This is a genomic window from Rubritalea squalenifaciens DSM 18772 (assembly GCF_900141815.1).
Taxonomy (GTDB): Bacteria; Verrucomicrobiota; Verrucomicrobiia; order Verrucomicrobiales; family Akkermansiaceae; genus Rubritalea; species Rubritalea squalenifaciens.
Map to the genome: position 1 here is coordinate 1 of NZ_FQYR01000007.1, position 26,217 is coordinate 26,217.

The window sequence follows — 26,217 nt, forward strand, 5'->3', positions numbered from 1 at the left end:
TCTACGGTGAGCGTGTAGCTGCTGGTAGTTTCGTAGTCGAGACCGGCTGCCGTGGTGATCACACCTGTGCTGCTGTTGATAGCAAAGGAGCCGTCGTTGCCCGCCGTGATCGCATAAGTCGCGGAGTCACCGGCATCAGGGTCGCTCGAGGTCACGGTAGCCACGGTAGAGCCTACGGCTGCATCTTCATTCACGTTGCCACTGGCACCGTTGGCGACAGGGGCTTCGTTCACGTTGGTCACGTCCACGGTGATGGTCGCGGTGTCGGTGAGGGAGCCGTCGCTTACCTCCACGGTCAGCACGTACTGGGCTGCAGCCTCGTAGTCGAGAGCTGTGGTCGTGGTGATTTCACCGGTGGAGGAGTTGATGGCAAACTCGCCACCGCCATTACCTGCCGTGATGCTATAGGTGAGGATATCCTCTACATCTGGATCTGTCGCATTGACTGTGGCAACAGCCGTACCCACAACCGCATCCTCTGCGAGACTCACTGTAGCATTGTCCGCCAAAGGTGCAGAATTAGGATATTGAACGGCTGTAATCTTGAAACCTGAGACACTTGCCCTGTTTCCTCCTCCTAGACTTCTGTCGGTATGAAAAGTAATCGCATCTCCGGTGAACAACCCATCCGCGATTCTCACCAGACGTGAACCTCCGCCCGCGCCTGAACCATCAGTTAAGGTAGCAGGCATACTCTCCAGAAGAGTCCCACTGGTGTCCGAGCCATCGTAGATATTCATCTGAGCGAAGTTATTGTTAGACGCGTCAGAACCCTGGTAAAAGGTCACTGTATAGTTGCTGGCACCCACACCACTCAGCCATTGGTTCAGCCCTGAGACAGAGATTTGTGGTCCAGCCCCACCATCATCCAGATACTTTCTAAAGAGCTGATCTACCAATGTTGTAGAGTTACCAGACTGATACATATTAGAAGATGACCAAGCAACGGATACCATGGACGCATTGATCGGAGTCGTCACAGCCCAAGAGTCAGTACTATTGGCCGCCACAGTGCCGTTAGGAGCTGCGTGATCCACACTATCTGTCCATTGGTCAGTACCAAAGATACTTCCATCCCCTTGCACCATTGTTGAATCCCCCCTCTGGGAGAAGTTCCAAGCGATAGCCCCCACAGCCTTAAAGACGATTACGTCCAATGTGGCCGTGTCCGAAGCACCGCCCAAATCAGTGGCTGTAACCTCTAGCGAATAGATGCCTGTGACTGTTGAATCCAGACTAGTGGCAGTCGTGACACGGCCAGTCGAACTATCGATCACAAACGCCCCACCAATATTACCTGCTGTGATGCTGAATGAAACGCTATCTCCATCCTCAGGATCAAAGGCGCTCATTTGTGCTACGAGTGTTCCTGCTACAACATCGTCTACTACCTTGGCATCTACATCTGCCATGATTGGCGCCACATCATAGGCATTGTCCACGGTAATGGCGACAAGTGCAGTATCACTGAGTGCTGGTGAGCCATTGTCTGTGACCGTAACCTCTAATAAATAACCATTGAGGTACTCATAGTCCAGCCCCCCCGCAGTCGAGATCTCGCCTGTAGCTGTATTGATAGTGAATACATTCTCCGTGTTTCCTGCCGTAATGGCATAGCTCAGTGCCGTACCCACATCGGGGTCTGTCGCAGTGACTGAACCCACGGAGGTTCCCACGGTTACACCTTCTGACAAGCTGAATGAAGCATCGGTCGCCACGGGTGACTGATTTGTAAAACTCAGATCAGCACCTTGGCTAAGTACCTGACCATACTCATTTCTAATCATACAGGTATAAGTACCCGCATCGGCAGCGCTGGCTGAAGCAATACTGTATGTGGCAGCATTTGCACCCGGTACCACAACGCCGTTCTTCATCCACTGGTAACTGAGCGACCCAGCACCACCTGCTACTAGAGAGAAGGACGCTGGTTGACCAGCAGTCGCCACCACAGCGCTAGGTTGGCTGGTGATAGCCGGGTATACGTAGTTTACATTGGTATTGACCCCGCCAACAACAGTAGAGAAGTACGACTCACCAATACCCGCCGTGCCATTTGCTGGTGCCGCAGTGTCACTCGGTTTTTTCCAAGCAATCGCGCAGTTGTCTCCACCGCCACCTTCTGCATGGAGTAGCTCGATGTAGTATTTCTTCCCTGCTATCAGACTGACTGGAGCAGATATGGCTCCCCCACTCCAGTTGTATGCTGAAGTCCATGTGTACTTGGAAGCGATAAGCCCCTTATTGCTCGGATGCTCATCAGTGCTCAAATAGAGCTCCACCTGATCATCCGCAGCAGCATAGAAAACAAAGTCACCTGTCTCATCCGGAGTGATCCAACCCGTCCAGCGCTGACCATAGTTGTCTCCGATATTGCTCCCTGAGTCCGCTTCATACAAAAAACCACTGTAGGAAGGTGAATCCGGATAGTTCACATTTGATGTCAGAGCCGCAATGGTGCCTGAGGACAATCCATTATACTTCTCCTGCCAGAGTCTCCAGTGTGTGGACACGCCATCTTCGTGGTTTTGCGCCACCTCGGTCTCGCTGGAACCGTAAGCATTATAGAAGACCTGGATATCTGTGATGTTAGGCGTATAACCACTACCATTGGTCTGCCAGTAAATCCTGAGTTTCTGTACAGTGTAGTCGCCGAAATAATCAGGACCGGTGAAAAAGCCTCCAGAGAATATCTGCGTCCACTCACCACCAATCTCGGCCTCTACTTTGTAGACGTTGTAACCCTGATCTTCGATCAGAATGCCATTAATCAATTTGGCGGAACCGAGATCCATCTCAAAACCAGCCCAAGTCTGCCCTGACTGAGTTTGTGAACGGGAAGAAGTCCCCACGTTCGCATCAAGCAAGTTATCGATATCTCCCTGAGTCATCGTTGCGCCGGGGGTAGCGGAGAAAGCTACACCACGATACCAAGTCAGAGGTGACCCAAGTGTCGTCGCATTTCTATGGCCTCCCAATGCAAGATTGAGCTGTTTGAACTCCACACTGACTTTCTCACCTTGGTGGAAAACTGCTGGGAGCGGTCCATGCATTTGGAGATATTCACCGGTACGCTCCATCTCTACCACGAGTTCGTCCCCCTTAGTCTTACGGAGAACTCTACATGATGGGATCGTCACGTATCGGGCGTCCTCTACGTTTCCGCCCAGCCCAGCTTCAAAGGTGACATCTCTCGTGTAGCTAATGCTGTGGCTGCCCACTGTGTAGCTAATCTGTACCGGCAAGGTAAATGTATTTGCTCCATCCAGACGAGTGACCTGTACGGTGCCCAAACTAGACGAGTAGCCCTGCTTCATATCTGTTCCAGCTGTACTACTATCAAAGGCAATAGTCACATCGCTGCTGAGAGCCCCTCCATTCGCGATGCTGATGCTTCCTGAAGTAATGTAAGAGGCATTGGCCTTCCAAGCATTCTGGGTTGCTGAATCTGCCCAGCGGTTTCTCTCGCGCAGCGGCCAATAAGCGGAAAGACTGACGTCGGCGAGATCCGTATCTTTCTCTGTTACTTGGATATTGAGATCCATCCCCAACAACATCTCGATCGCTTCTGCCTTCAGCTGATCAGAGACTCCTGTGAGTGCATTGATATCCCCCACCGCTGTCAAAGCATGCGTTTCCAAGGCTGCATAAATATCATCATGCAGTTCATTCAGCGCACCATCATAACTCACTGTCTTTAGTGCATTATAGCCAGTGTATAGACTAGCCGGAGCATCATCACCGAGAAGCTCAATCGCCACCGACCAAGCACGCATCCAGAAACGGTGAGTCTCCATGTCCCAAACATGCGTATAGTGACCTGGCTTCATCGTTGCAGCCTGCAGCTCGCTCTTTCCGGTAATTGCCAGATTTTTGCGACCCGCCGCCAATGTAAGCACCTGGATGGCCGTTGCCATACGTGGACGGAAGAAGCCCTCCGCGCCCATGAACTCATTCCTGCATTCACTTGCGATGACACCGCCGGCATAATAGCGCTGCAGAATCATCTTGGGCATCGTGAGTTCCTGATGTCGTAGATAGAGCGCGTCTCCCAAATTAATGGTAGAGAGTGTACCGCCAAACAAACCGTAGGTCTGACTGGAGTGACCAAAGTCCAACCCGCCCACGCTACGCTCCATAGCAGCCTTAGACAAATCAAAGAACCTTTGTGAAGTACCAGTAATACTATTTGCTGCAACACAAGGCCCAGTCATAGCCACTGCGTTCACAGCTCCAGCATTAGCGTTAAATGTGGTACTTGTGGAGCGACCGTATCCAATCGTTCCATTCACAGCCATCGCGTCCATCCGCACTAGCATTTTATCCAGCAGGTTCTTATCCACCTCCACTGGAGTGCGAGATGCTACCGCCAACCCCATAGCCATGTAGGAGAATCCAGAGTTCTGTCCACCAGTCCCATAACCGTAGCCGATTTTGTGACCAGCATAGCCCTGGGCCAACAAATTCTGCTCCACCATATTCACTGCGACCTGCAAACCTGGTAGAATCCCTTCATCGCCAGTCCTCAGGTAATATTCACCAAGAAAGGTCAAAACGATGCCTCTCGGCGAGCTCCAGTCAGTCACCCTTCCCTCATTCACGATGTAATAAGCAGCCCGTTTCGCAGCCTCATCAAATCGAGGCTCATCCGCAGCAAGCATCGCCAACCCAATGTATGCTGTATCCCAGATATCAGAGGTATAGCTTCCCAAACTACTCCAACCGCCATCGGCACGCTGCTCACCCAGAAGCCATGCGGACTGAGACACAATCATCTGCTCAAGCTTATGTTCTCTCTCCGCACCTCCTGCTAGATAGCTACCTATCTTTGCCACCGGAATGGTGACATCTGTAATGTATTGCTCAAGATCTCCGTAATCGACTTCAACGGCGGATGTCTTAAGAGAACCAATAATACTACCATAGGAATTGTTTCTCAGCGTAACGCGAAACTTATCCATTCCATCTGGCACTTTGAACAGCACCTCACTTGGAGCATGGGCAAAGAGTGAGTTTGTTGTCGTTCCTCCGGAATAGGTAATTTGGTTCCCCCACGTAGGGCTGCCGTAGCCTACTGAAATACTCAACCATTCTTGGTCCGTCACCAAGACCTCTGTCCCGTCTGTCTTTACCCACCGAGCCTCCAGCCAGTATGCGTGGTCGTTACCATTACCATCACCCGCGTTTTCAGCAATGAGCTTCATCATACCTGCTGCACTAACATCGATCTCGATATTTCTATCCTCATAGTTATCGACCAAATCCGTGCGGTGTACCTCTACATAGCGGTCTGGAATCGTCGTTGTCGGCGGTAAATTAGCAGGCAAACGCATCACATTGAATGTGATACTGCCTGTTCCCTCCGCTCGATCGATCGCATCTCCAAGACACTCGAACAAGGTGCGGGTATTCTTGGTACTGTAGTCGTTATCAGGATTATAGAGGCTACCACTCTTGAGATCCACACCATCAACCCCAACAATAAGGTCGCCAGCCAATAGAAAACTAGCTGCAGGTGCCTTAGGGTCTACTCCCAGCACCTCATAATAGGGAATTTCGATTTCACCATGACTAGACCTCAATGCGGGATTGGTTATCGCCTTACATGACTCGCGATACATGTACTCCGGCACATGGGCCAGACCTTGCACCCCGAGTGGACCTAAGTAGAGGTAACGCTGCCTAGCCTCAGTTTGCTGGTCGATCCCTGATGGGAACCAGCCGCCATGCGGGCCGGGGTAATACGTGTTTAGATGAGAAACGTCCAAGGGCTTGAACACCTGAGGTAAGTTCTCCAACTGGGCTTGAGACAAGCCGGCGGAAGATAGAAATACTGTAAATAGACAGTCTCGTAGTTTCATTGTGTGTAGCTTAAGGGTTATGAGAGAAATTAATCTTTGCCGATAGATTCAGCCGTAGAGCTTGAGCTAGTATCCTTATTCGGATACTCATAGAGCTTGAGTTTGATGCGAACTGGTGTGCCCTTGTTAGGCAGTAGATCCTTCTTGGCGCTCTGGTTACCGTGCATATGCGGTTTCGGCTGGCCTTCTTGATTCTCGTCAGCAGCTTGACCTCCACTCGAGTTATTCTGAGGATCCTGCTTGATCCAAACATTGTTCACCAAGGCCGCCGGATCTTTCATCAATGCAATCAAAGAACCCTCATACTCCAGATTCACAGGCCCGCTTCTATCCACGACATCACCGCAATACCTCCATGTATTCTCAGGAAGCTTAGCCTCATTTGACTTTCTTGAATCCCCGCTACCCAGCTCTAGCAACTCGAGCAGATTTGAACGCTTATCGCTCCCATCTTTACCTTTCCACTCAAGGATCACCTCCATCGGCACCCCCCTGACAGCCCCATCCTTGCCCTTCATCCCCAGAAGCAGCATCGCCACATGGACATTTTTCGCACTGGCAACGGTAGTAAAGATGGACTCATGAACTTTTCCCTCATCGTGTACCAAGACATACTCCACTAGTCCTTTAGGCATGTTTACCTCAGCAGGAATCACAATCTCCTTCTTCTGAATATCGAACTCCACATCCCCCATGCTATAGCGCCCCTCGCCCAGCTTTTTCACCGGCACCTTACTGCCATTGGTCGCTAATTGTGCCGTGTCAGCCTCACCAGAATCAGGCTGTGCCACCAAACTGGTAGAGATAACAGACCACACAATAAACACAAAAGAAAGGCCTTTACGGACGTCTATCCGATCAAAGAATCTACGACATACTAATCTATCTCCTTCAAAATCAGACCTGATCTTACTATAGTTTTTTTCCTGCTCATACATAGGCGTCAACGGAATTTTAGGAGACAGACCATAGATCCCCCTTTCTGGATGAACACATGAAAGCCATCCTACACCTGAGACCCTAGAGGACGCAGATTATTCAGAGTTACTCACTTCTCCCCACAGCTCTCTATTCCATACAATACATTAATGCCCCCCTGCTCACATACACACGCAAACTCCCATGAAGTCACCGGACCGCATTCCACTTGGTAGACGAACAGCAGACATACTCGAACAAGAAATACTCAATCAAAGGTGGACAAAACAACTCCCAGGCTATCGCGAGCTATGCGCTAGAATGGGCGTCAGCCGTCGCACCATGGAGACTGCTCTTCAAATTCTCACCAGAAGAGAAATCATCCTTCCAGCTGAAGGCAAAAAAGCGCGACTAATCAACCCAGATCTAGCCAAGCTTAATGCTCCATCCCCATCAGAGAGAAAGTCACTGCTCATTTACTCCCCAAAGGCACTTCAGGATCTGGACGTGGTCGTCCGCAAAATCCTGGAAAAAGTAACACAACGCTTTAACAAAAAAGGTTGGTCTATCGAGTTCCATCACAACTCGGAATTCGCCAAAGGAAAACCCGGTCTTATCACAGAACGTCTTCAGAGAGACTGCCCGAACCACCGATGGATACTCATCCTTCCCAAGTATGAAATGATCCAATGGTGCATGGAGAAACAACTGCGCATCATCTGCCTCGGAGGTGAACCGGTAGAGCTCAGACCGCCACTTGTGGCGGTGTGCTATTCCAGCCTCCTCTCCAGTGCTGCTGACAATCTGATCAAGCTAGGCCATCGTAGACTAAGCATTCTGCTCACAAACACCTCTAACAATGGTAGAGACAAAATAGCCAATCACCTGAAGTCCACGCTTACGAAACACCAGATCCATTTCCACTCAAACTATCACTTACCTCACATCGAACACGATAACGTCCAGAGCCATTGGGAATGCCTGTCAAAGCTCTTTGCTGTCTCCCCACCCACAGCCCTGATTGCTACCGAACCTCAGCAGATCAGCACTGTTTACTCCTTTTGTATGAGTAAAGGTATCCGCATCCCTCAGGATTTATCATTCATCATCGTCAAAGAATGCGATAACCTCTCTTGGTTCTGCCCTACACCTGCTCACTACATTTTCCCTGTCGCCGAATTCGTCAGGCAAATTTGCCAATGGGTGGAAAACTATCCAACTAACATCGATGGACACAATCTGCTAGAAGCAAAACTGGAACCTGGCAGTTCGATCGCCCCCATATCCTCAGCACTACAAAACAAATAAAACAACTACTCCCCCCACTCCACGAACAGGCGCTTCTCTTTTCTCCGCATCCAACCTCCACCGGGCAAGTTCACCTTGGCCACGCCGTGCACATGACACAGGGCCACACAGCTATGCACCACTCCACGGGATAAATCCTTCACTCCTTTCTCCTTCAAGAACCAGTGGATTACACGCCCTTGGACGGCTTCGTGCTGTTTCTCCAAGAGTGGTAAAAATAACCGGCCTTGCGGATCAAGCATCTGGTGAAAATTGATCTGGCTATCTAGAAAGTCATCCATTTGATAGCAGGCTTCCCAGGCATTGTTGATCGCACTCACCACGTCACGCCCCATCACGTCTGACAGCAGAGGCATAACTTCGTGCCTAATACGATTACGCGGGGTAAAAGGCTCATTATTCGTCTCATCCTCTCGATACTCTAACTCGTACTCCTGCACATAGCGGTCAATAGTGGATCGCCTAGCGCCCAACATAGGACGGTAAACCTTTAGGAAGATTGGATCCACATACAGTTCATTCTCTAACTTCATTCCCTTGAACCCGTCAGAGCCACGCAGTAGCTTAAAAAGTACAGTTTCAGCCTGATCGTCAGCATGATGACCTAGCGCCACACCTTCACAGCCATAGGCGGTCACCCCTTTTACATATGCAGCCAGGCGAACCTCTCTGGCAACCAACTCAAGGCCTTTCCCGGATGAACTTGCTATCCCACCAACATCTTCTTTTGTGAGGAGAAAGGGTAACCCATACCTGTCAGCCAAATCTGCAACAAAATGCTCGTCAGCATCTGACGCCTCTCCACGCAAACTATGATTCACGTGCAGAACCACCAAATTCTCTACGCCCTCACGGACCAGGGAATCCAGAAGGACTACTGAATCACGACCTCCAGAGACAGCCACTAACCAGCGTTTATCTCTAGCTCTCTCCAACCATCGACTGTCGAGCACTTCGACCATGCTTATAGTCTATAAGCACAAGAGGAACTACGGAACACCAAAATCCTATGCAAAGACTTACTCTTTATCAGAAACTGGCTGGATCCAGACATTACGGTACACAGTCGGGTTGCCGTGATTTTGAAAGTAGATAGGTCCACGTGCCACTTGCTTTCTGAGAGCTCCAGCTCCAGTTCCGGTTTTCAGCTCCACATCATCATGAATCTTCACACCATTATGCCACAGTGTGAGGCGGGCATTTTTCACCTTTGCCTCCCCTTCCATGACTGGGGCAGTAAACTCAATATCATAGGTCTGCCACGTCAAAGGTGGGTAGGACATGTTGAGGTCTGCTTTCTTCATTTTGTAGAGACATCCACACCACTGCTCATTTGCAGACTCCAACTTGATCTTATTCGCCTCACGGTTTTTGTAATCTAGACCAAAGGAATCCAACACCTGGATCTCATAGTTATTAAAGATATAGATACCGCTGTTTCCTTTATCCTGATTGCTCGGGTTACGATGCGGCTTGAATGGCAAGAGAAACTCCACATGCATCTTGAAAGAGCCGAATTCGTCTCGACTTTTTCCACCAGCTTGCAACAAGCCATCTTTGACCTTTGTGAAGCCATCAGGCATCGTCACAGCTCCTGTGGGAGCCTTTTTACCCAGAGTTGGACTCTGGCGCTGCACTTTCTCATAACCTTTCAGGGCGTCCACAAGCGCCTTCTCATTCAATACAGAAATTTCAGAATTTTTACCGTCCCACCCCTCACCAGGTAATCCACCCGCAAATGCCCTTACATAAAACGTGCCATCCTTGAGCACAGTGACCTGTATTCCGCGGTCCTTGGCTGCATTCAAGTACTCACCAATGTAATCAAATTTACCAAACTCACTCGCAGCTCGCTTAGCGTCTGTCCATGTCTTCTTCGGAACCTCTCCCAGAGCGAAAGTTGCTAACGATGCGATTGAGAATAATACAGTCAAGGTATGCGGTACCTGCTTCATAAACAGCATTACGCCTGAACTTCTCTTACTAATCAAAAAAATACGGCTCAGATACTTTTAGATCACGACAGTCCTGTAGTAGTACACGGCTCTCAGCTCTCCTTACTCCAAGCTTAAATTCAATCGATAGAAAGTCTTCTCATCCGGCAAATCTGGCTCCACAAAGAGCTCTCCGTTGCTTTCCTGAATACCAAAACCCACTCTCTGTATCTGAAATCGTGATCCGTATAGGCTGCTAGCTAAAGTCTCCCAGTCCAGGAGATTGTCACTCACTTCCAGCACGGCTTTTAAAGAGGAACTTTCAAACATAGATGGCAGCTGCAAAATTTCACCATCCATCGCCAATAGATCTCGAGCATTCGCGATACCTGCTGTAAATGCCGCATATTCTACGAGGTTGGAGATACCATCCGCATTGTCATCATCATCATCTCCTCCCAGATAGCCTTTCATGAGCATCCAGTCGTTGAAGCTTGTTTGAGTACTTCCAAACTTTCCGTTCACCTTGGTATTGTAATTCTGATAGCTTGAATACGTACCCTGGAGCCAAAGCACGCTCTCACCAAGGCCATGACCTCTCGGAACAAAAGGCCGGATATTGTCTACTGATGAATCCACCGTAACGGGTTCCCATTCGAAACTCGCTCCCCCATCCGTAGTCGTACCTTTCCAGATTTCATAACGGTTGTTCGCATTCAATGGGACATTACTCAGACTGGATAACTGGAATGGCTCGGTAGCATTACTTGATAGATAGACCACATTCGGTCTTTCTGGATCAATACAGATACCACCAGCATAGTCATCTTCAGACGAGTACAAGGGTCTCCCTGCATGGGCGATAAAGCGCTTTTCCCACTGACTGCCATTCCATCTTGCGTAGTAGTAATAAATACGGTCACTCGTCCAATCTGAACCACCTGTGGCCAGATCCACCTGTACGGTAAAGACGATCACCGGATCGCCGTTTTTCTGGTACTGGATATCCCAAGTCCAAGCCCGACCACCAGGTATCCACTGATTCGGATCGCTTTGAGCTGAACTACTGTATTGATAGACCACTGTCCCTCTCTCGGGTGTGGTTGCATCATGTAACAGTGGAGTGTCGGCCAATGGTTTGATCACAGTTCCATCTGAATGAAGAACATTTCCACCTTTGATGCGTGCATGGTAAATCGAATTATTCTCGTTTCTCGGATGACCGTCAGTGTAGATAAAATCTACCGCATCAAGCCCGTTGCCAGTGTATCTTACATAGGGTCTGGTACTACTCCCTCCATTTCTCACCAACTCCTGTAAAGTACTCCATGTGGCCCCTTGATCAGTCGATACGGTCCAGTTGGGATTCCACCCAATACCTCGTGTAAAAGTATAGAGTTTACTACCCTCTGCACTCATCATGTAGGTATTCGCATAAGAATGCCTGGATCCAGAGCCGTGAGTTTGCTCAGCTCCCCAGTCGCTTAGACTTTGTGGATCGGTAACATTCGATATTCGATAATAAAAATAATTGTCACTAGAATGTCGTGCATAGCAGGCTAGCAGCTTGCCATTCGTCAAAACATGCAAGGAAGGATTATTGTGATCATCCACTTGAGTAACGCTGCTTAATTCACTCTCATGGCTTTGTCCTGTGGCAGGGTCATACTGGCTTACACTGATGCGCCCATTCTTTTTCACATAGCCAATGTAGAGTTTGCTATTGTGCCAGACAGCCCTCTCATCATTAAACCATGTCCAAACTCCGTCCTCAACAAGCACAGGTTCGCTATTCCCGGGTACAGTAGTGTCTACTGGATCACTGTAAGACACTCCATCATACCAAGCCCGATCATTCGTTGATGAGGCACCTGTATCATCTATATATACCTTAATTTGACCATTGGCATCCGCATTAGTATTTCCAATAAACGCCCTTAACTGATTACGGTTACTGCCAGCCACTGACGTCAGCCCCAAATTTTCAACATTATTACCACTGGGAGAATAGACACTTAAACTATCAGAAGTGAGCCCCGCTTGCACACTCCAGTTGGCCCCACTCGCAGAGAGAAAGTTGACGTACACACCATACTCCGTTCCGGCATCTAGTCCCGTGATCGTAGTAACCAGCTTGGCGGCATCACCATAACCACCTGACGCCCCGTCTTTCTCATAAATGCCATTGTTTCCAGCTACATCAAAGCCAAAACCGTCTCTAAATCTCCATAGATTATCGCTCGTAATGCTTGTGGTCCAAAAAGGTGATGGTGTACCGCCTACTGCTTCAGTGTTCGCAGCATTCGCATCCACGTATGTTGGAGTAGCAGCTTGTGCGACCATAGCAATCAGCAGGCTAAACACTGCGACCCACCCATGTTTATTAAATCTCTTGGCTCCTAACATATTAATTGATCTATCTTTGATCAGGATAGAGAAGGCGCCAGAGATCCAGCGCCTTCAATAGAAGACGATTTTGGTACTCAAGCCATTATCGGCGACGATGCCAGATACAGCCTAGAAGCCCCAAACCAAGAAGCGCAGAAGAACTAGGCTCCGGTACGGCGGCCAGTTCATAGCCTACCCCGTCGTACCAAGTACGGTCATCGTTCCCCGGATTGTCATCTATATAGACATAGATATTGCCCGAGCCATCAGCGGTAAATGTCCCAAGACTAGCTTGGTAAAGGTCTCTATTACCCTCTTCCACCATGACACCACCACCATTCGTGAACTCCACCGTATTCATCACGGTGCCATCATTAGCGTTTCCATCACCCAAGCTAGTCGCCGTATTATAATCAAAGACAGTCAAGTTGCCTGATTCAGTTCCAGCCTGAATGTCCCACTGTCCATTGCCCGTCGTGCCAGCAACCCAGAAGTAAGCATACAGAGTATATGTCTCGCCAGAGTTCAACCCTGAGATAGTGGTGCGAAGTTCAGGTGCATCTTCACCCGGATTACTATTACTATCATTAGCAGTATAAACCGCTCCACTGTTACCAAACGTTGAACGCAGTGACCATTGGTCATCATCATTAATCGTCGTTCCAGTCGGTGAATAGGAATTACCATTAGCTAAATCGGTGTTGGCTTCCGTTGCATCCACATAGGTAATGGCTGCGTGGCTGAGTGACGCAGATGCCAATATGGCGAGGCTGGTGTATATTGAGGTGTTTTTCATATGTTTTTGAGTATTTTCTCCTCCGACGAACAGCTTCACATCTTATTCACCGAAAGAGATATTCACTAATCAATAACACAGGTTCTCAAAGGTTAGTCATATCGTGGAAAATTTTCAGCTATCACTCAAAGAGGGGCAACCGTAGTTGCCCCTCTCACTAAATAATATGTATTCAACCTTAGCGGCGGCGGCGCAATATCATGCCAAGACCAGCGATACCCAATAAAGCTGAAGTACCTGGCTCTGGTACTGCTGCCAGTCCATAGGAGGCACCATCAAGCCAGATTCTCTCCTCGATACCGCCAGACAAGCCATCGTCATCCATGAAAATCTGAATTTGGCCTGAACCGTCAGCCACAGCCGTTCCCAAGTAACCGCGCAAACCCACTCGATCACTTGCAGCATGGCCTGTCAGCTCAGAAAAGCCAACAACGCCGCTAGTACCACCAGCTCCGTTGAATGTGGTAAAATCAATCCCGTTCAGTGATGCACGTACACCTCCACGATTGCCATCCGCATCAGCTCCAGCTCCAAAGCGAATATAGTTCGTATAGATGTCGTAAGTCTCTCCAATCGCCAACCCTGTCAGGGTCATGGTGAGAATAGCCACATCCTCCGTATCATTCCAGGCTTCCAACACCGTGATACCTCCTTCACCGAACCCATCACGTTGCCTCCAAAAATCATCAACTTGTGAGTTCGTCGTATTGATCTCTGAGTTAGGACTAATGTTACTCAGATCATCAGCTACCGAGACAAATGTAATCGCTCCGTGAGTTATCATGCTACTCATCAACATGCCGCCGAGCGTAGCGGTAAGTGTATTTAATTTCATTCTAGTGTGTTACTTTGAGGTTATTAGGCGCCTGTTTAGCTAACAAAAAGTTAACTCATCAACGTGTTCACCTATTACCTAATAACCCTGAAATCAGTAGGTTAGTCTGCTACTCGAATTTATTTTCAAGCATCAGCTTCTGGATTTGCGTCTCACTAAGGACACCGCGAAAAATATAAAGTTCGTCTATGTCTCCGTCCACAGATTGGGCTCCTTCTTTGTTTTCTATTGCCGCCCCAACCCTCAAAGGCATAGCACCCGCAGAAGCAACATCTGTATTGATCTCCGTTTTTTTCTCGAACGATTTGGGATACAAGAGCTCTCCATTCACGTAATGATAAACCTCAGGAAACCCATCTTGCCTAACCTTGCCTGTATAGACACTAGCTATATGAATCCACTTCCCATCTATACCCCTACTACCCAGCGGTGAATACACAGCACTATGCATCGCTGACGTAAAGAGTCTCAAATCATTGTCACCTTTTTCCAAGAATACTTTCCATAATCTGCCACTCTCACGCTTACCCCAACTGCAGTATGGAGTGCGCCCACCTAATCCATAGCTATCACCACGGTGTCTGACCCAAGCCGCGATGGTACGGGGCGTATTACCTCCAATCGCCTTCAACTGCGTCTCTCCATATACCCCATCACCATTCAGGGAAAAGCAACTACCGAATCGGCCGGCAGCAACATAAGACGCCTCGTCATCAACTTGCTCTCCAAACAACTTCTTGAGTTCAAGACGAGCAAGTTCAGGCTCACGCTCACTTATATTCCCTTCAGCAGCAAATGCTCCATCATCCAGCTTATCAAAACTCCAGTGCATGTAGGGCAGATCACGGTCAAAGGCTTTCCTAAAATTCTGAACTTGAAAATCCTGCTCCAGCATTCCGCCTAACGGGCTAACTTTGACAGCCTGGCCTTCTAGCAAGATTTCACTCTCTTCTTTGTAGAAAACACGCACCTTCCCTTTGCCGACATGTACCTGCTCAAATCCGTCTGAATCAAACCAGACACCAAACTCAGTGCCTAAGTCCTCCACAACCATTGTTTCTGTTACCACCTTGAAACCCACACCCTCAGGGGGAACTTTGAACCAGGCCAAGCCCTCCTTCATTTGCACAGACGTGTCACTCAACACCTTCAACTTGCTCGGACCCTCCACTATAGCTTGCACACCATTTGGAAAAGTAAATCTTACTAGCCCATGACGCAAAGTCACTTGATATCCCACCTTGAGCTGATCTTGAGGCGAAAGATCTTTCCCGTCATAGCTAACAGATAGAGAAGCATGGTTAGAATACTCAAAAGCTATCACATCCTCGCTGGGAGGAGCTGGTATGAACTGAGTCTTTACCAGTAAAGCCGCGAGACCTATTAGCAGCATAGCCGCCAATCCATAAACTACGGACTTCAGAGCCCCTTTCTTGCGCTCGGCCAAGACCATATCCGGGCTCACTGGCATAGTCCCTAACTTGACACGATCTTCGGCAGTTTGCTTCAACAAGGACACGAGCTGCATATGCTCCAGATACAGCAGACGTACTGCTGAATCATTGCGGAGAATCTCCATAAGCTCTTGGTGACCAGCCTCACTGATCGTACCGTCCTCAAGCTCTTGGATTAATTCTTCGGCACGCTCATTCTTTTTAATTTCTGCAGGCCTCATGAGTTTACCTTCCCTGCTACTAAGCTTTGCTTGATCTCCATACAAGTCTTCAAACTTCCCCTGATACGGTGTAAAGCTACTTTCAGGGCACCTACACTTCTCTTGGTCGCCCTAGCGTAATCTGACAGTCCAGCCTTCTTCCAATAGCGGTGTAATATCAACTCCTGATCTTTGATCGACAGGCGCCCGATACAGTCCTGCAGGTCTGCCATTTTACGATTCAAATTCTGCTCATCCAGGCCAGATGCCTCCTCCGCAAGCATGTCCAGCACATCGTCATCTAGCATCACGCATTTACTGCGTCTTACTTTCTGCTGCTGAGCCATGACTTGGAACCGAGCTATCGATAAAGCCCAAGCTTTAAAGTTAGTGCCTAGCTCAAATTCATCCTTCTTGCGCCACAGTACCTCATTCGTGTTCTGGATCACATCATCCACCTCCGGAGCTCCTGGTAGCAACGAAATCACAAAAGCCCGGATCATCGACTGGTGATTTACCAGCAGATGAACGAACTCGCTTTCAGGATCTCGGGAAGCATTCTCCATCACCTAAGAGATAACACCTCTCAAGCTAAGGTTACAATTTAATCTTACTTTCGCCAGCGAACCTACTGGACACAAAAAAAGCCCCACGGTTTCCCGTGAGGCTTTGTTTTGAATCTTCTCTGTAGCGAGAGGAATTAGTCTTCGGATGGGCTCCACTCTTCGCCACCACCGGAGGCGAGGTTGAAGGCCTGCTCGAGACCAACCATTTCGCTGGAAGGCTTGAGTGTCTCGAAGGACTGGGACTCCTTGCGGAGTTGCTCTTCGCTGTACTCGACAGCCTTGATGGAAAGACCGATGCGGCGCTCGACTTTGTCCACCTTGATAACGCGGGCTTCCACGTCGTCGCCAACCTTGAGAACGTCTTTCACGCGCTCTACGTGATCTTCGCTCAGCTGGGAAATGTGGATGAGACCGTCGATGTCGTCCTGCAGGTTCACGAAAGCACCGAAGGATGCGATCTTAGCAACCTGACCCTTAACGAGGTCACCAACCTTGAACTTGTCGTCGATGTCGGACCATGGATCGTTCTCAGCTTGCTTCACGCCGAGAGATACACGCTGGTTCTCCTTGTCGATGCTAAGAACAACTGCCTCAACTTCGTCGCCCTTCTTGAGGACTTCAGATGGGTGGTTGATCTTGCGTGTCCAGGAAAGATCAGAAACGTGGATCATACCGTCGATGCCTTCCTCGAGACCTACGAATGCACCGTAAGTAGTGAGGTTACGCACAGTACCGGTGATGCGCTGACCGATTGGGTAGCGAGCTTCGATCTCGTCCCATGGGTTCTCTTCGAGCTGGCGTACGCCGAGGGAGATCTTCTGCTCTTCGATGGAGATACCGAGAACAACTGCTTCGATCTCTTGGTCGAGTTCGAGAACGTCGGATGGACGTGTGATGCGCTTGACCCAGGAAAGTTCGGAAACGTGTACGAGACCTTCGACACCCTTCTCGATTTCCACGAAAGCACCGTAAGGAAGAAGCTTGGTAACCTTGCCCTTGACGCGCTGGCCCATTGGGAACTTGGCTTCGATGTCTTCCCATGGGTTCTCAGTCATCTGCTTGAGACCAAGGGAAACACGCTCCTTGTCACGATCTACGTCGAGGATCTGCACGTCGAGTGCCTGACCGATGTGGAGCATCTCGGATGGGTGAGAGATACGGCCCCAGCTCATGTCTGTGATGTGAAGGAGACCGTCCATACCCTGGAGATCAACGAATGCACCGAAGTCTGTGATGTTCTTCACAACACCTTCGACCTTGTCGCCAACCTTCACAGTCTGAAGGAACTGCTGACGCATTTCAGCGCGCTCAGCTTCGATAACTTCACGGCGGGAAAGAACGATATTCTTACGCTCGTCGTTAACTTTAACGATCTTGAATTCGAAAATTTTACCAACGTACTCGCCGAGGTCTTTTGGTGGGATGATGTCCACCTGGGAACCTGGAAGGAATGCTTCCACGCCAACGTTGACCATGAGGCCCCCCTTGACCACACTCTTGACCTTGCCTTTGACAAGACCACCGTCTTCGTAAACTTTGACGATCTTCTCCCAGTTCTGCTTGTGAGCAGCCTTTTCTTTGGAGAGAACAACCATACCATTGTCATCCTCAAGCTTCATGAGGAGAACTTCCACACCGTCACCTACTTCGATTTCATCGTCTTCGAACTCGGAGGATGGGATTGCGCCTTCGGACTTGTAGCCGATGTCGACAAGAACGACCTGTGGGCGGATATCAATAATAGTACCATTAACGATGGTACCTTCTTTAAATTCACGGAACTTGGAATCGATCAAGTCCGAGAGTTCAGCATTAATGCTCATTTGTTTGTTGTTAAGGTTAAGTTCCTTGGTTTATATTTCCTTCCTGCATTGCCCCAGAATCGCTGACCGGCACCGGGGCTCCAACCACCGGTCAACTGGAAGAAAAGTACCCCTTGCGGGGACGGGCAATCTAGTCACCTGCCCCCTTATAGCAAGCAGAATCACCGCTTTTGAGCACTATTTTGCCCATTTTTAGCGCCAAAACCGCCTATCCCCTCGCTCCCAAGCCACCAGAGTGTCGTATCCATGCTGAAGAAAGCTCAAATTTTCTTTAAGTTATCCATAGTTTACGACAGCCAATCCCCCTCGCACATAGGAGAAATTAGCTGGAGATTTTCAAATCCAGAGCTAATATCCGAAGTATGGCGACACTCTCCGAACTCGAAAACGAGGTACTCAGATTACCCAAGGACCAACGTGTTTCTTTGATTCACCGCATCCTTGAAAAATCAGAACTGCCCGAAAACTCGGACGTCAAGAACCTGTGGAACGCAGAGATTCTTGAGAGGATCGAGCGCCTTGACGCAAACTCCACTGAGTGCCACTCCGCCTCCGATGTCTTCCAAGCTATCGACGAGCAGTTTGCACAATGAGAATAGAATTCATCTCGGAAGCTCGGGAGGACTTTCTGGACGCCATTGGCTACTATGAATCCATGGACCAAGGTCTGGGACTTCGCCTACGTGACGAGGTTGCCTTTCTACTGGAAACCGTATCATCTGCCCCACTACTATGGAGGGAGAGGAAGGGTGGATACCGCCGGGTTAACTCTCCCATTTCCCCCTACTACATTGCCTACGTTATCCGCGATGAAACCATCGTTATCATAGCCCTAGCATCGAACCACAGAAAGCCTAACTATTGGCACAAAAGAATCTGATTTCACTAACACACATTCCTAACATGTACATCCTCACCTACCACGCCACCCCCACTAAAGAGCACGAACAACACGGCACTATCGAGGGAGCTTATGTCGCCGCCTGGATCCCAAGCGTAGACGCAGCAAACCACATCGCCGCTGACAATATGGCTCGCGCCAACATTCATGCCAAACACTGGAACATCGACGAGATGACCGATCACACGATCATTCCCGAGGAAGGATTCCAGCCAAGTAAGGAAAACCGCCAAGCCTACGAAACCGTGCTCTCCGGCGAGCAAGCCTACATCTTCAGCAGCTACGGCTTTGTCAACGAGGCTGAATAAGCCTCTTGCAGACACTTCCACTGCATGTCCGGGCTCTTCCACATCGTCTACCTTATTCTAAAAGGAATCTCTGAACTTACCGGGTTCACTTACAATGAGATAAATATCATTACCTACTACATCGTTCTTCCCTTTATCTATGTAGCGCTCGCGGACAAAATTTGGAAAAAACATATCCTTAAAATCACCTACATTGCAGCAGTCATTACGGGCCTATTCCTCATCCCGGACTTTGAGTCATTTTCAGACCGGCTCTTCGACCAATCCGTGATCTTCCTGAAATCTTTCCAAACCATCGGATGGAGCTATGTCGAAGCATCAGTCTGGATCTGCGTCATCTTCCCCGGCATTGTCCTCTGCATCATGCTCTGCTACGCCTACCCAAAATTCAGAGAGATCCTAACAGGCAAAAAAAGCGCAGGATAGTACCTAGCACACTGAAGCAGGGCTAACAACTTTTCCGCAATATAGGCGTAGACTGGAAGAAAATACATCAAATGTTGACCCTCTGGCCTAAGCAAACCACGTAACTCCGTCGCATTGACACAAAATCATTGATAGCTTAAAATAAGACACTTGCTGTCACAAGAACAGCAATCACGTGTCGTATATCATTATGAAAGCTATCCCAACATATGCCATCGCCTTGCTCTCTATTTATAGCTTGCAAGCAGAAGAAAAAGTAACCGCCGAAAATTATATCAGAGCCGAGACAGACTTTGCCTTCGCGGATTTCCAGAAGAATGCTGGAGGAAAAATAAACAGCTTTTTCTACATTACAAAACCCACTCCTCTGGACCAGCAAAGTGTTGTCCGCATGAACAAGGACACTCTCTATGCCGGCTCCGTTGTGGATACTGAGGGAGGCGCCACGGTCACCATTCCTGAGTTTCCAGATGACCGCTACTTCTCAGTATACGTCATTGACAATGACCATTATGCAGCCGCCGTCTTCTATGAACCAGGCACCCACAAAATACCAGACGATACAAAGTATGTGACACTCATCCAAAGAATCCAACTTATGGACTCCTCTGATGAAAAAGATGTGGAATTGGTCAACCAACTACAGAAAAGTATTAAGATCACGGCTTCCAGTGCAGACCCCTTCCCTACTCCAAAATGGGACAAAGACTCCATGCTGGCACTCAGAGCGGAATACGAAAAAGAATTCCAAAAATATAATCAATACGAGCCCGGCTGGATGGGACCAAGAGGAGAAGCTGATGAAAAAACACGCCATCTTGGCGTAGCTGGGGCGTGGGGCTTATTTCCCGAGAAAGATGCTGTATATATCAACTACACAGGCCCGTCAGATCCCAACAAATGCTACAAGGCAACTTATAAAGTCCCTGAAAACAACGCATTTTGGTCCATCACCGTATATGGTAAAGACGGTTTTATGAAGTCAGATAACAACATCGTTAATGATCGCAATGTGACGCTTAACGACGATGGTACATTTACCGTATATTTTGGCTCAAAAGAAAACTGCGGAGACAAACCGAACAGGCTAGACATCACAGAAGGATGGAATTTCCTCATGCGCGTGTACCGTCCCGGCGAATCTGTCATCAACCGAGTGTACAAGCTACCTGATGTTGAGGAAGTGACCAAATAGCAAAGATCTGTTTCTGACGAGAGGCGTATCCCCCCATTACGCAGGCTGCCCACTACTGGCCTCGACCAAATACCATCATGTAGACGGTCTTGATGACGATCGCCACGTCGAGCGCCAAGGAATAGCGACGGACGTAGTAGAGATCATAATAGAGCTTCTCCAGAGTATCCTCGTTGCTTGCTCCGTAGGAATAGTTGACCTGAGCCCAGCCTGTGATGCCCGGCTTCACTGCATGACGGAAATGATAATACGGGAAAATTGCCTCGTAGCGCTCGACTAGATCCACCCATTCGGCCCTTGGACCGATCAGGCTCAAGTCCCCTTTCAGTACATTCCAAAGCTGTGGAAGCTCATCCAGTCTCGTCTTACGGATGAATTTCCCAATCGGGGTAAACCGCACATCGTCAGGAGAAGTATACTTAGAGCCTTTCTCGGAGCCTACAGTCATGGACCTAAACTTGTAGATCATGAATGGCTTCTCGCGCAGACCTGTACGAGCCTGCTTGAAAATGATCGGACCTGGGCTGGTCACCTTGACCGCTATCGCCGTGCCGATCAGGACTGGTGCAGCCAGCACGATCCCAATCAAAGAAGCCACGATATCGCCTGCCCGCTTCATGCGGTCATAGGTCATGCTACGGCTAAGCCTGAAGCCCTCTTGCAGCGGCCAACTCACTGAAAGTTGTCCGGGAGGAATGATCCTAAATTGGTGCTCCAGATAGTGCTCGTAGGAATAGACTCGGTTGTTGTTAAAGAAAGACACTACCAATTTCCGACTCACCTCATCAGGAAGCTCATTCATGTCCGCCGCCACCACATAAGCTTCAACGTACTTCTTACGAATCGAGGAGTGGGTCTCCAGAACATCAAAGTTCTCCACTATCGGGGAATCCTCAGCTTCTGGGATAAACTTCTTCCCGATTCGGTGATCATCCATGCTGAGAACCACATAATCATGTCTCGTCCCTTCAGCCTTGAGTCTCTTGTAGACATCCTTCGCTCTATCTCCAGCACCGATGATACAAACCACATTCCCTTGCTCGTAATAGCGCTGGAGTTTGGTCAGCATGATCCGGTACACCATGGCGCATAAAGGAAAAATCACCAAAGTACCTGCCACGATGATGCGCGAGGATCTGAGCGGCACCCCATAGGCAACCACCGCATAGATCAGACCAAAGGCCACGACAAATACCGCCGTAGCCATGATGATGTACTCACTCAAAAAGCGGTACTTGGCCTTGTCTGTCGAATAACTGTAGCCCCCAGCCACAAACAGACCAAAAAAGCTCGGCACTGCGATCGCTAATAGTACTCGGCGGCTTACCGCATCCATCAGAGACACATCATAGCGCATCGCTACAAAGAGACCGAAAACTAGACAAACGAGCAGAGCATCGATCAAAAACAGCACATAGGGATACATCTGAATGACCAAATGCCTCTTCCAGTGCAGAGGTTTATGACTCTCTGTACCGCATTCGGAAAAGATCGAGCCGTGGCTGGCCCTCTTTACCGGTTCTTCGCTAATGTTCTGTTTACTCATGATAGCAACTTTCTGTGCAAAGTCGCCCTGGTTTACCCGTCGAATCAATGTTTTGAGCTGAGCGATACACCTCATAATCTCTATGAGATGTGGCTACATCATTACATCAATCGCTTCCTGAGGATGTTGTGCAGTGATACTCACTCTCAGGCCTTGGCCCTTGATAGTGAATCAGTTGAATCTTGGGGTAGCTGCAACCTTTGGGATGCGCAGAACTTGCCCCTAGTTCTGATGGATTTCAAGACTTATCCACACTTCTTACAATATTCAAAGTCATCAGTGATCAACAAAGCCGAAATATCGGCAGCTTCACAGACGCATCCGAGCGCATCAGCGTTTCCTTGAGAGCTTGTCCAAACTTTCCAGCTCGGTGCGGTATTTCTCCACATCGACCATTTTCCCCTGAGCCTGGCTGGCCTGAATCAGGATCCGGTAACCAATCTCCGCATCATCAGGCTCCCAGTCACCTACATGTGAATCCATCATCGCCACGATCTCCTGCCAGCTCTCGTCCGCAGCATACAACCTGGCGCGCTCGATCATCACATCCGCTTCCCTGCTTGGATCAATCCTGACCTGCTCCTCGAACAAGCGATGAACTTTGGAAATCTCAGACTCTTCCGTACCACGGAAGACTCGCTCGGCATCCTTCGCCCTGGCCCTCTTCACACGGTCGAGAGTCGCCAAGTGCAATACCGTGACCATATTTTTGGGATGTAGCCACTTAGCTACCTGCATATGTCTCCTGGCCTGTTCGAAATCTCCTTGATCCCATGACCTTAAGCTCAAGGCCAGATGGGAAATCGCACCACCATACTCAGCCACCGAAGCATCCAAATTACCAAGTCGGAATGAAAGCTCGGAGTTCTCATCCGCCAAGTCATTGACCATCCCTCCCACAAAGGGATGGATGCTCGTACCAGAAATCGCTTCCTCCGCACACTGATACACCAGTGACTTGCCATCAGTCTGACGAGAATACTCCAGGATCAGTTTCACCTGAAGACCTGAATACCATTCATCGAGCAAAGCAATATTGGCATCAGCCTTGTTCTTTTCTTTAGCCACCATCAGCAAAGCATCCTCAAGATGCTTCACCGCATCCTCTACGGTATCGGTTTGTGAGGCCAGTACCACCTTACATTCAGCCCAGTGCGACAGGTAGGTTTCAAACATCGGATCCTCACGCGCAATCTGCGCCAGAGTCGCCTCCAGATTCTTCTTGGCCTCTTGACGTTGATCGTCCAGCACATAGAGAACACTGAGTTGAGACCGCTCTTCCACCGTGGGAGAGTTCACATCTTCCAGCAGGTCGATGGCATCGTCCACACGTCCTAATCTTTGGTAGAGTTTAGCCAGCCTCACTCGCCAGGCACTCCCCCAGCTAGCCGTCTCACCAGATTCCACCATCTCCAGGCAGATCTTCATGAGTTCGTTGGTGAGCTGCTGATCGTTTGGATTTAGGCGCTGCATCATCGTGGATACGTACCATGCCTTGGCCGGCTCGTAATTCAGCTCACCGACCAATCTTACCCGGAGATCATTGAATCGGAAAAAGTTTCCATTAGCATAAGCTGCTACCATTGCGCGGTAGAGCACCTGTGGATCATCCTTGTAACGACGGTAATGCAGCACCTTGGCGAAAAGGAAATCGGCCTTCTTGTAATCACCGCCAGTCAGAGCCTCGTTGGCGTTCTCATAGTATTTCTCTTCGCTACCACCGCGGTTACGGTTCACGCTAATAAAGTAGATACTCGATACCGCCAAGATACCTAGCAAGATCGGCAGCGCAAAGACTAGCTTACCGTAGGGACGAGAGCGAAACCAATAGCCTATAAATCGAAAGACCCCTGCGACTGGTGCCATCGGCCCTCGGGTCCAATGGATCTGAGCCATCTTGTCACCTAGCCACTCACCTCCACGCTGAAGACACCAGTATAGGTACTCGGGCAAACGTAGAAGCGCGGCCAGTGGATAAATGATCTTCCACTCGCGTCGCAGACGGCGCATGCCTCTGGTGTGATACGGGTTCCTCATGGTGTCGGCATTTGCTCGATTTGCTGCTTCACCTGATTACGGAAGTCCCCGTACATTTGGCGTACCTCTTCCCTCTGCTCTTCGCTCAGCGGGAAACTACTTCTCACCATGACCTGGCACTGGTAGAACGTGTTCTTATCCTTGTTCACAGAAGTACCATATGGAGCCTTCCATTGCTTCGGGTGCAGGTAGTAGAGCACCATATCAAACTGGTGGGCAGTCGGCTTGGCCTGCACTGGCTCGCCAATATGGGACAGGTGACTACACATGATGAATCCATAGTCTCCAGTCGGCAGACTCATCTCCGTTTCGGATGCTCCCCAGCCATTGTAGGATGGCAGGTCGGTCAGACGTTCCTCATCGATCTTCCAGCCTTCGTTGGAGTAGCAAACCTTCACGTCGTGCCACTTATCGAAGGGATAATCCAAAGCCACGATGACGAACAGATCCTCATACTTGAGCTTCCAAATGAGAGAAAACTGTCCCCAGATGCTAGCAAACTCACGCTCCTCATAGGTCTTTTCCAGTACTTGCCAGCCTGGGCGTTCAAAGGTGATACTCTCTTGATCGATCACTTTGAGCTCATCCCTGCTGTGCATGAATTTCGTTCTCCCCTCACCCTCAGCCGTCCATTCGTAGTATAGAATAGAGCCCGCAAAGCCTGCCATCACCAGCAGGCCTGAGAAAACCGCCACCGGGAGCCAGCGACCACCGCTGGCCTCAACGCCCTTGGCCTTGAAGATTTTGGTCAATGAGCGCGCACCAAAATGGCAGAGATGATTCCAGCCACGCACCAGAAGATTTTTCTGAGCGCGCTCCTCTTCCACTTCGGCAAAGAAAAACCCAAAGAAGGCATCAAAGCTCAGTAGCAAGAGGAAACTTAATGCCAGAGACACGGCCAGCAAGAGCCAGAGCCATCCGGTCTCCATGATATTCACCTCGGTAGCATTGGTAATCATACACACCACGGCGACTCGGATACCATTCACAACAGCGGCGACCAAGGTACTGCTGGCGAGCACACAGAGCGCATACAGCAGAGGTCTTTGCTTCCACACGACATAGAGCGCTGCCATGAAGACCATCATGTAGATGGAGTAGAAGCCATTACAAATGATTCTGATATCCACCACGGCCGCATCCAGCACCATTTCACTAGCCTGGGAGACGTGGTAGACTCCTCGCCACTCAAGAATAGCAGATCCTATCCTCGAACTTAGCTCCTCAAATACGCGGAGCAGACGCCCTTCCAGTTGGTTCGGAAGACGCACCAAGAGAAAGAGCAAGGCCCAGGTACCGAAGGCGTGCAGCATACGCCTCTGTCGGCTCAAATGCAGAACCAAAAGCCCCACCGTACAGATCGCCGCAACAATCGCCACCCAACCTGTAAAGTAAAGGTAGGCCACCCCGATTTGAATAAATACAGCCAGATAACCTATCACAGAGATCCACGTGGGAGCCACTCGCTCCGGCTTCTCAGCCTGGCGCCACTGCAGCCAGAGAGAAACGACCACCCATACCACCAGAATCGCACACCAACGGTAGTGAACCCTGCCCCACAGAATTCCAAAGTGCTCTGAGAGTAGCGGACTCAAGACGCCCAGAATGGCAAAGGTCACCAGCCACGGCCAGATCAGGCCTCGCCTGCTGGACGCGCTGTCTTGAGCTATGGAAGTTTCCTGTGTTGTCATGGTATTAGAATGATAAAGCCGTTATCTCCT

19 protein-coding genes are annotated in these 26,217 nt (G+C 49.4%); 6 read left to right on the plus strand and 13 right to left on the minus strand.

Annotated features, from left to right (window positions below; translation table 11 throughout):
• Positions 1–5,861, minus strand: a 5,861-nt coding sequence (locus BUB27_RS16700) for a cadherin domain-containing protein (RefSeq protein ID WP_143185030.1), incomplete at its 3' end; no start/stop codon positions are given.
• Between the two features lie 29 nt (positions 5,862–5,890).
• Positions 5,891–6,679: a YdjY domain-containing protein gene (locus BUB27_RS16705; RefSeq protein ID WP_143185031.1), complete on the minus strand. Its 789-nt coding sequence runs from the start codon at positions 6,677–6,679 to the stop codon at positions 5,891–5,893.
• 304 nt (positions 6,680–6,983) lie between these two features.
• On the opposite strand from BUB27_RS16705, the gene BUB27_RS16710 reads away from it, so the two are divergent.
• On the plus strand, positions 6,984–8,087 hold the full coding sequence (locus tag BUB27_RS16710; protein ID WP_143185032.1) for a substrate-binding domain-containing protein: 1,104 nt from the start codon (positions 6,984–6,986) through the stop codon (positions 8,085–8,087).
• 5 nt (positions 8,088–8,092) lie between these two features.
• Here the strand turns inward: BUB27_RS16710 and tilS are convergent, their stop codons facing one another.
• The 8 genes from tilS to BUB27_RS16750 all read right to left on the minus strand — a co-directional run bounded on the left by tilS (position 8,093) and on the right by BUB27_RS16750 (position 18,083).
• Positions 8,093–9,049 (minus strand): tRNA lysidine(34) synthetase TilS, encoded by a 957-nt coding sequence (gene tilS, locus BUB27_RS16715; RefSeq protein WP_143185033.1) that lies wholly within the window; start codon positions 9,047–9,049, stop codon positions 8,093–8,095.
• 57 nt (positions 9,050–9,106) lie between these two features.
• A complete protein-coding gene (locus tag BUB27_RS16720) occupies positions 9,107–10,021 on the minus strand; it encodes a 3-keto-disaccharide hydrolase (protein WP_159435043.1) in 915 nt (304 codons plus the stop codon).
• Positions 10,022–10,144: 123 nt separating this feature from the next.
• Positions 10,145–12,364, minus strand: coding sequence for a BNR-4 repeat-containing protein (locus tag BUB27_RS16725; protein WP_159435044.1), 2,220 nt, complete (start codon positions 12,362–12,364; stop codon positions 10,145–10,147).
• A gap of 148 nt (positions 12,365–12,512) precedes the next feature.
• Positions 12,513–13,205 (minus strand): PEP-CTERM sorting domain-containing protein, encoded by a 693-nt coding sequence (locus BUB27_RS16730; protein ID WP_143185036.1) that lies wholly within the window; start codon positions 13,203–13,205, stop codon positions 12,513–12,515.
• A gap of 178 nt (positions 13,206–13,383) precedes the next feature.
• Positions 13,384–14,040 carry a PEP-CTERM sorting domain-containing protein gene (locus BUB27_RS16735; protein WP_143185037.1) on the minus strand — a complete coding sequence of 219 codons (657 nt, stop codon included), beginning with the start codon at positions 14,038–14,040 and terminating at the stop codon, positions 13,384–13,386.
• A gap of 109 nt (positions 14,041–14,149) precedes the next feature.
• A complete protein-coding gene (locus BUB27_RS16740) occupies positions 14,150–15,715 on the minus strand; it encodes a LamG-like jellyroll fold domain-containing protein (protein WP_143185038.1) in 1,566 nt (521 codons plus the stop codon).
• Positions 15,712–16,260: a sigma-70 family RNA polymerase sigma factor gene (locus BUB27_RS16745; protein WP_143185039.1), complete on the minus strand. Its 549-nt coding sequence runs from the start codon at positions 16,258–16,260 to the stop codon at positions 15,712–15,714. The genes BUB27_RS16740 and BUB27_RS16745 overlap by 4 nt, the downstream gene beginning before the upstream one ends.
• 134 nt (positions 16,261–16,394) lie before the next feature.
• Entirely contained in the window at positions 16,395–18,083 is a 1,689-nt protein-coding gene (locus tag BUB27_RS16750; protein ID WP_143185040.1) for a 30S ribosomal protein S1, read from the minus strand.
• 362 nt (positions 18,084–18,445) lie between these two features.
• On the opposite strand from BUB27_RS16750, the gene BUB27_RS16755 reads away from it, so the two are divergent.
• The 5 genes from BUB27_RS16755 (at position 18,446) to BUB27_RS16775 (ending at position 20,913) form a co-directional block, all read left to right on the plus strand.
• Positions 18,446–18,676, plus strand: a complete 231-nt coding sequence (locus BUB27_RS16755) for an addiction module protein (protein ID WP_143185041.1) — start codon at positions 18,446–18,448, stop codon at positions 18,674–18,676.
• Positions 18,673–18,963: a type II toxin-antitoxin system RelE/ParE family toxin gene (locus BUB27_RS16760; protein WP_143185042.1), complete on the plus strand. Its 291-nt coding sequence runs from the start codon at positions 18,673–18,675 to the stop codon at positions 18,961–18,963. The genes BUB27_RS16755 and BUB27_RS16760 overlap by 4 nt, the downstream gene beginning before the upstream one ends.
• Positions 18,964–18,986: 23 nt before the next feature.
• On the plus strand, positions 18,987–19,292 hold the full coding sequence (locus BUB27_RS16765) for a hypothetical protein (RefSeq protein ID WP_143185043.1): 306 nt from the start codon (positions 18,987–18,989) through the stop codon (positions 19,290–19,292).
• Positions 19,293–19,316: 24 nt separating this feature from the next.
• Entirely contained in the window at positions 19,317–19,718 is a 402-nt protein-coding gene (locus BUB27_RS16770; RefSeq protein WP_143185044.1) for a hypothetical protein, read from the plus strand.
• A 190-nt stretch (positions 19,719–19,908) separates the two neighbouring features.
• Complete coding sequence (locus BUB27_RS16775; RefSeq protein WP_143185045.1) at positions 19,909–20,913, plus strand: DUF1214 domain-containing protein; 1,005 nt, start codon at positions 19,909–19,911, stop codon at positions 20,911–20,913.
• Positions 20,914–20,965: 52 nt separating this feature from the next.
• Here the strand turns inward: BUB27_RS16775 and BUB27_RS16780 are convergent, their stop codons facing one another.
• From BUB27_RS16780 to xrtU, 3 genes are all read right to left on the minus strand, one after another.
• Positions 20,966–22,459, minus strand: a complete 1,494-nt coding sequence (locus tag BUB27_RS16780; RefSeq protein WP_159435045.1) for a sugar transferase — start codon at positions 22,457–22,459, stop codon at positions 20,966–20,968.
• A 330-nt stretch (positions 22,460–22,789) separates the two neighbouring features.
• On the minus strand, positions 22,790–24,469 hold the full coding sequence (locus BUB27_RS16785) for a tetratricopeptide repeat protein (protein ID WP_143185047.1): 1,680 nt from the start codon (positions 24,467–24,469) through the stop codon (positions 22,790–22,792).
• A 23-nt stretch (positions 24,470–24,492) separates the two neighbouring features.
• Positions 24,493–26,187, minus strand: coding sequence for an exosortase U (gene xrtU / locus BUB27_RS16790; RefSeq protein WP_143185048.1), 1,695 nt, complete (start codon positions 26,185–26,187; stop codon positions 24,493–24,495).
• Between the last annotated feature and the right edge of the window lie 30 nt (positions 26,188–26,217).

Bases quoted from the DNA above. Each gene is read 5' to 3' on its own strand.
- BUB27_RS16725 (WP_159435044.1), bottom strand. From the start codon at position 12,364: ATGGTCGCACAAGCTGCTACTCCAACATACGTGGATGCGAATGCTGCG.
- BUB27_RS16730 (WP_143185036.1), bottom strand. From the start codon at position 13,205: ATGAAAAACACCTCAATATACACCAGCCTCGCCATATTGGCATCTGCG.
- BUB27_RS16750 (WP_143185040.1), bottom strand. From the start codon at position 18,083: ATGAGCATTAATGCTGAACTCTCGGACTTGATCGATTCCAAGTTCCGT.
- BUB27_RS16760 (WP_143185042.1), top strand. From the start codon at position 18,673: ATGAGAATAGAATTCATCTCGGAAGCTCGGGAGGACTTTCTGGACGCC.
- BUB27_RS16755 (WP_143185041.1), top strand. From the start codon at position 18,446: ATGGCGACACTCTCCGAACTCGAAAACGAGGTACTCAGATTACCCAAG.
- BUB27_RS16780 (WP_159435045.1), bottom strand. From the start codon at position 22,459: ATGAGTAAACAGAACATTAGCGAAGAACCGGTAAAGAGGGCCAGCCAC.
- BUB27_RS16740 (WP_143185038.1), bottom strand. From the start codon at position 15,715: ATGAGGCCTGCAGAAATTAAAAAGAATGAGCGTGCCGAAGAATTAATC.
- tilS (WP_143185033.1), bottom strand. From the start codon at position 9,049: ATGGTCGAAGTGCTCGACAGTCGATGGTTGGAGAGAGCTAGAGATAAA.
- BUB27_RS16710 (WP_143185032.1), top strand. From the start codon at position 6,984: ATGAAGTCACCGGACCGCATTCCACTTGGTAGACGAACAGCAGACATA.
- BUB27_RS16785 (WP_143185047.1), bottom strand. From the start codon at position 24,469: ATGCGCCGTCTGCGACGCGAGTGGAAGATCATTTATCCACTGGCCGCG.
- xrtU (WP_143185048.1), bottom strand. From the start codon at position 26,187: ATGACAACACAGGAAACTTCCATAGCTCAAGACAGCGCGTCCAGCAGG.
- BUB27_RS16775 (WP_143185045.1), top strand. From the start codon at position 19,909: ATGAAAGCTATCCCAACATATGCCATCGCCTTGCTCTCTATTTATAGC.
- BUB27_RS16745 (WP_143185039.1), bottom strand. From the start codon at position 16,260: ATGGAGAATGCTTCCCGAGATCCTGAAAGCGAGTTCGTTCATCTGCTG.
- BUB27_RS16770 (WP_143185044.1), top strand. From the start codon at position 19,317: ATGTCCGGGCTCTTCCACATCGTCTACCTTATTCTAAAAGGAATCTCT.
- BUB27_RS16765 (WP_143185043.1), top strand. From the start codon at position 18,987: ATGTACATCCTCACCTACCACGCCACCCCCACTAAAGAGCACGAACAA.
- BUB27_RS16735 (WP_143185037.1), bottom strand. From the start codon at position 14,040: ATGAAATTAAATACACTTACCGCTACGCTCGGCGGCATGTTGATGAGT.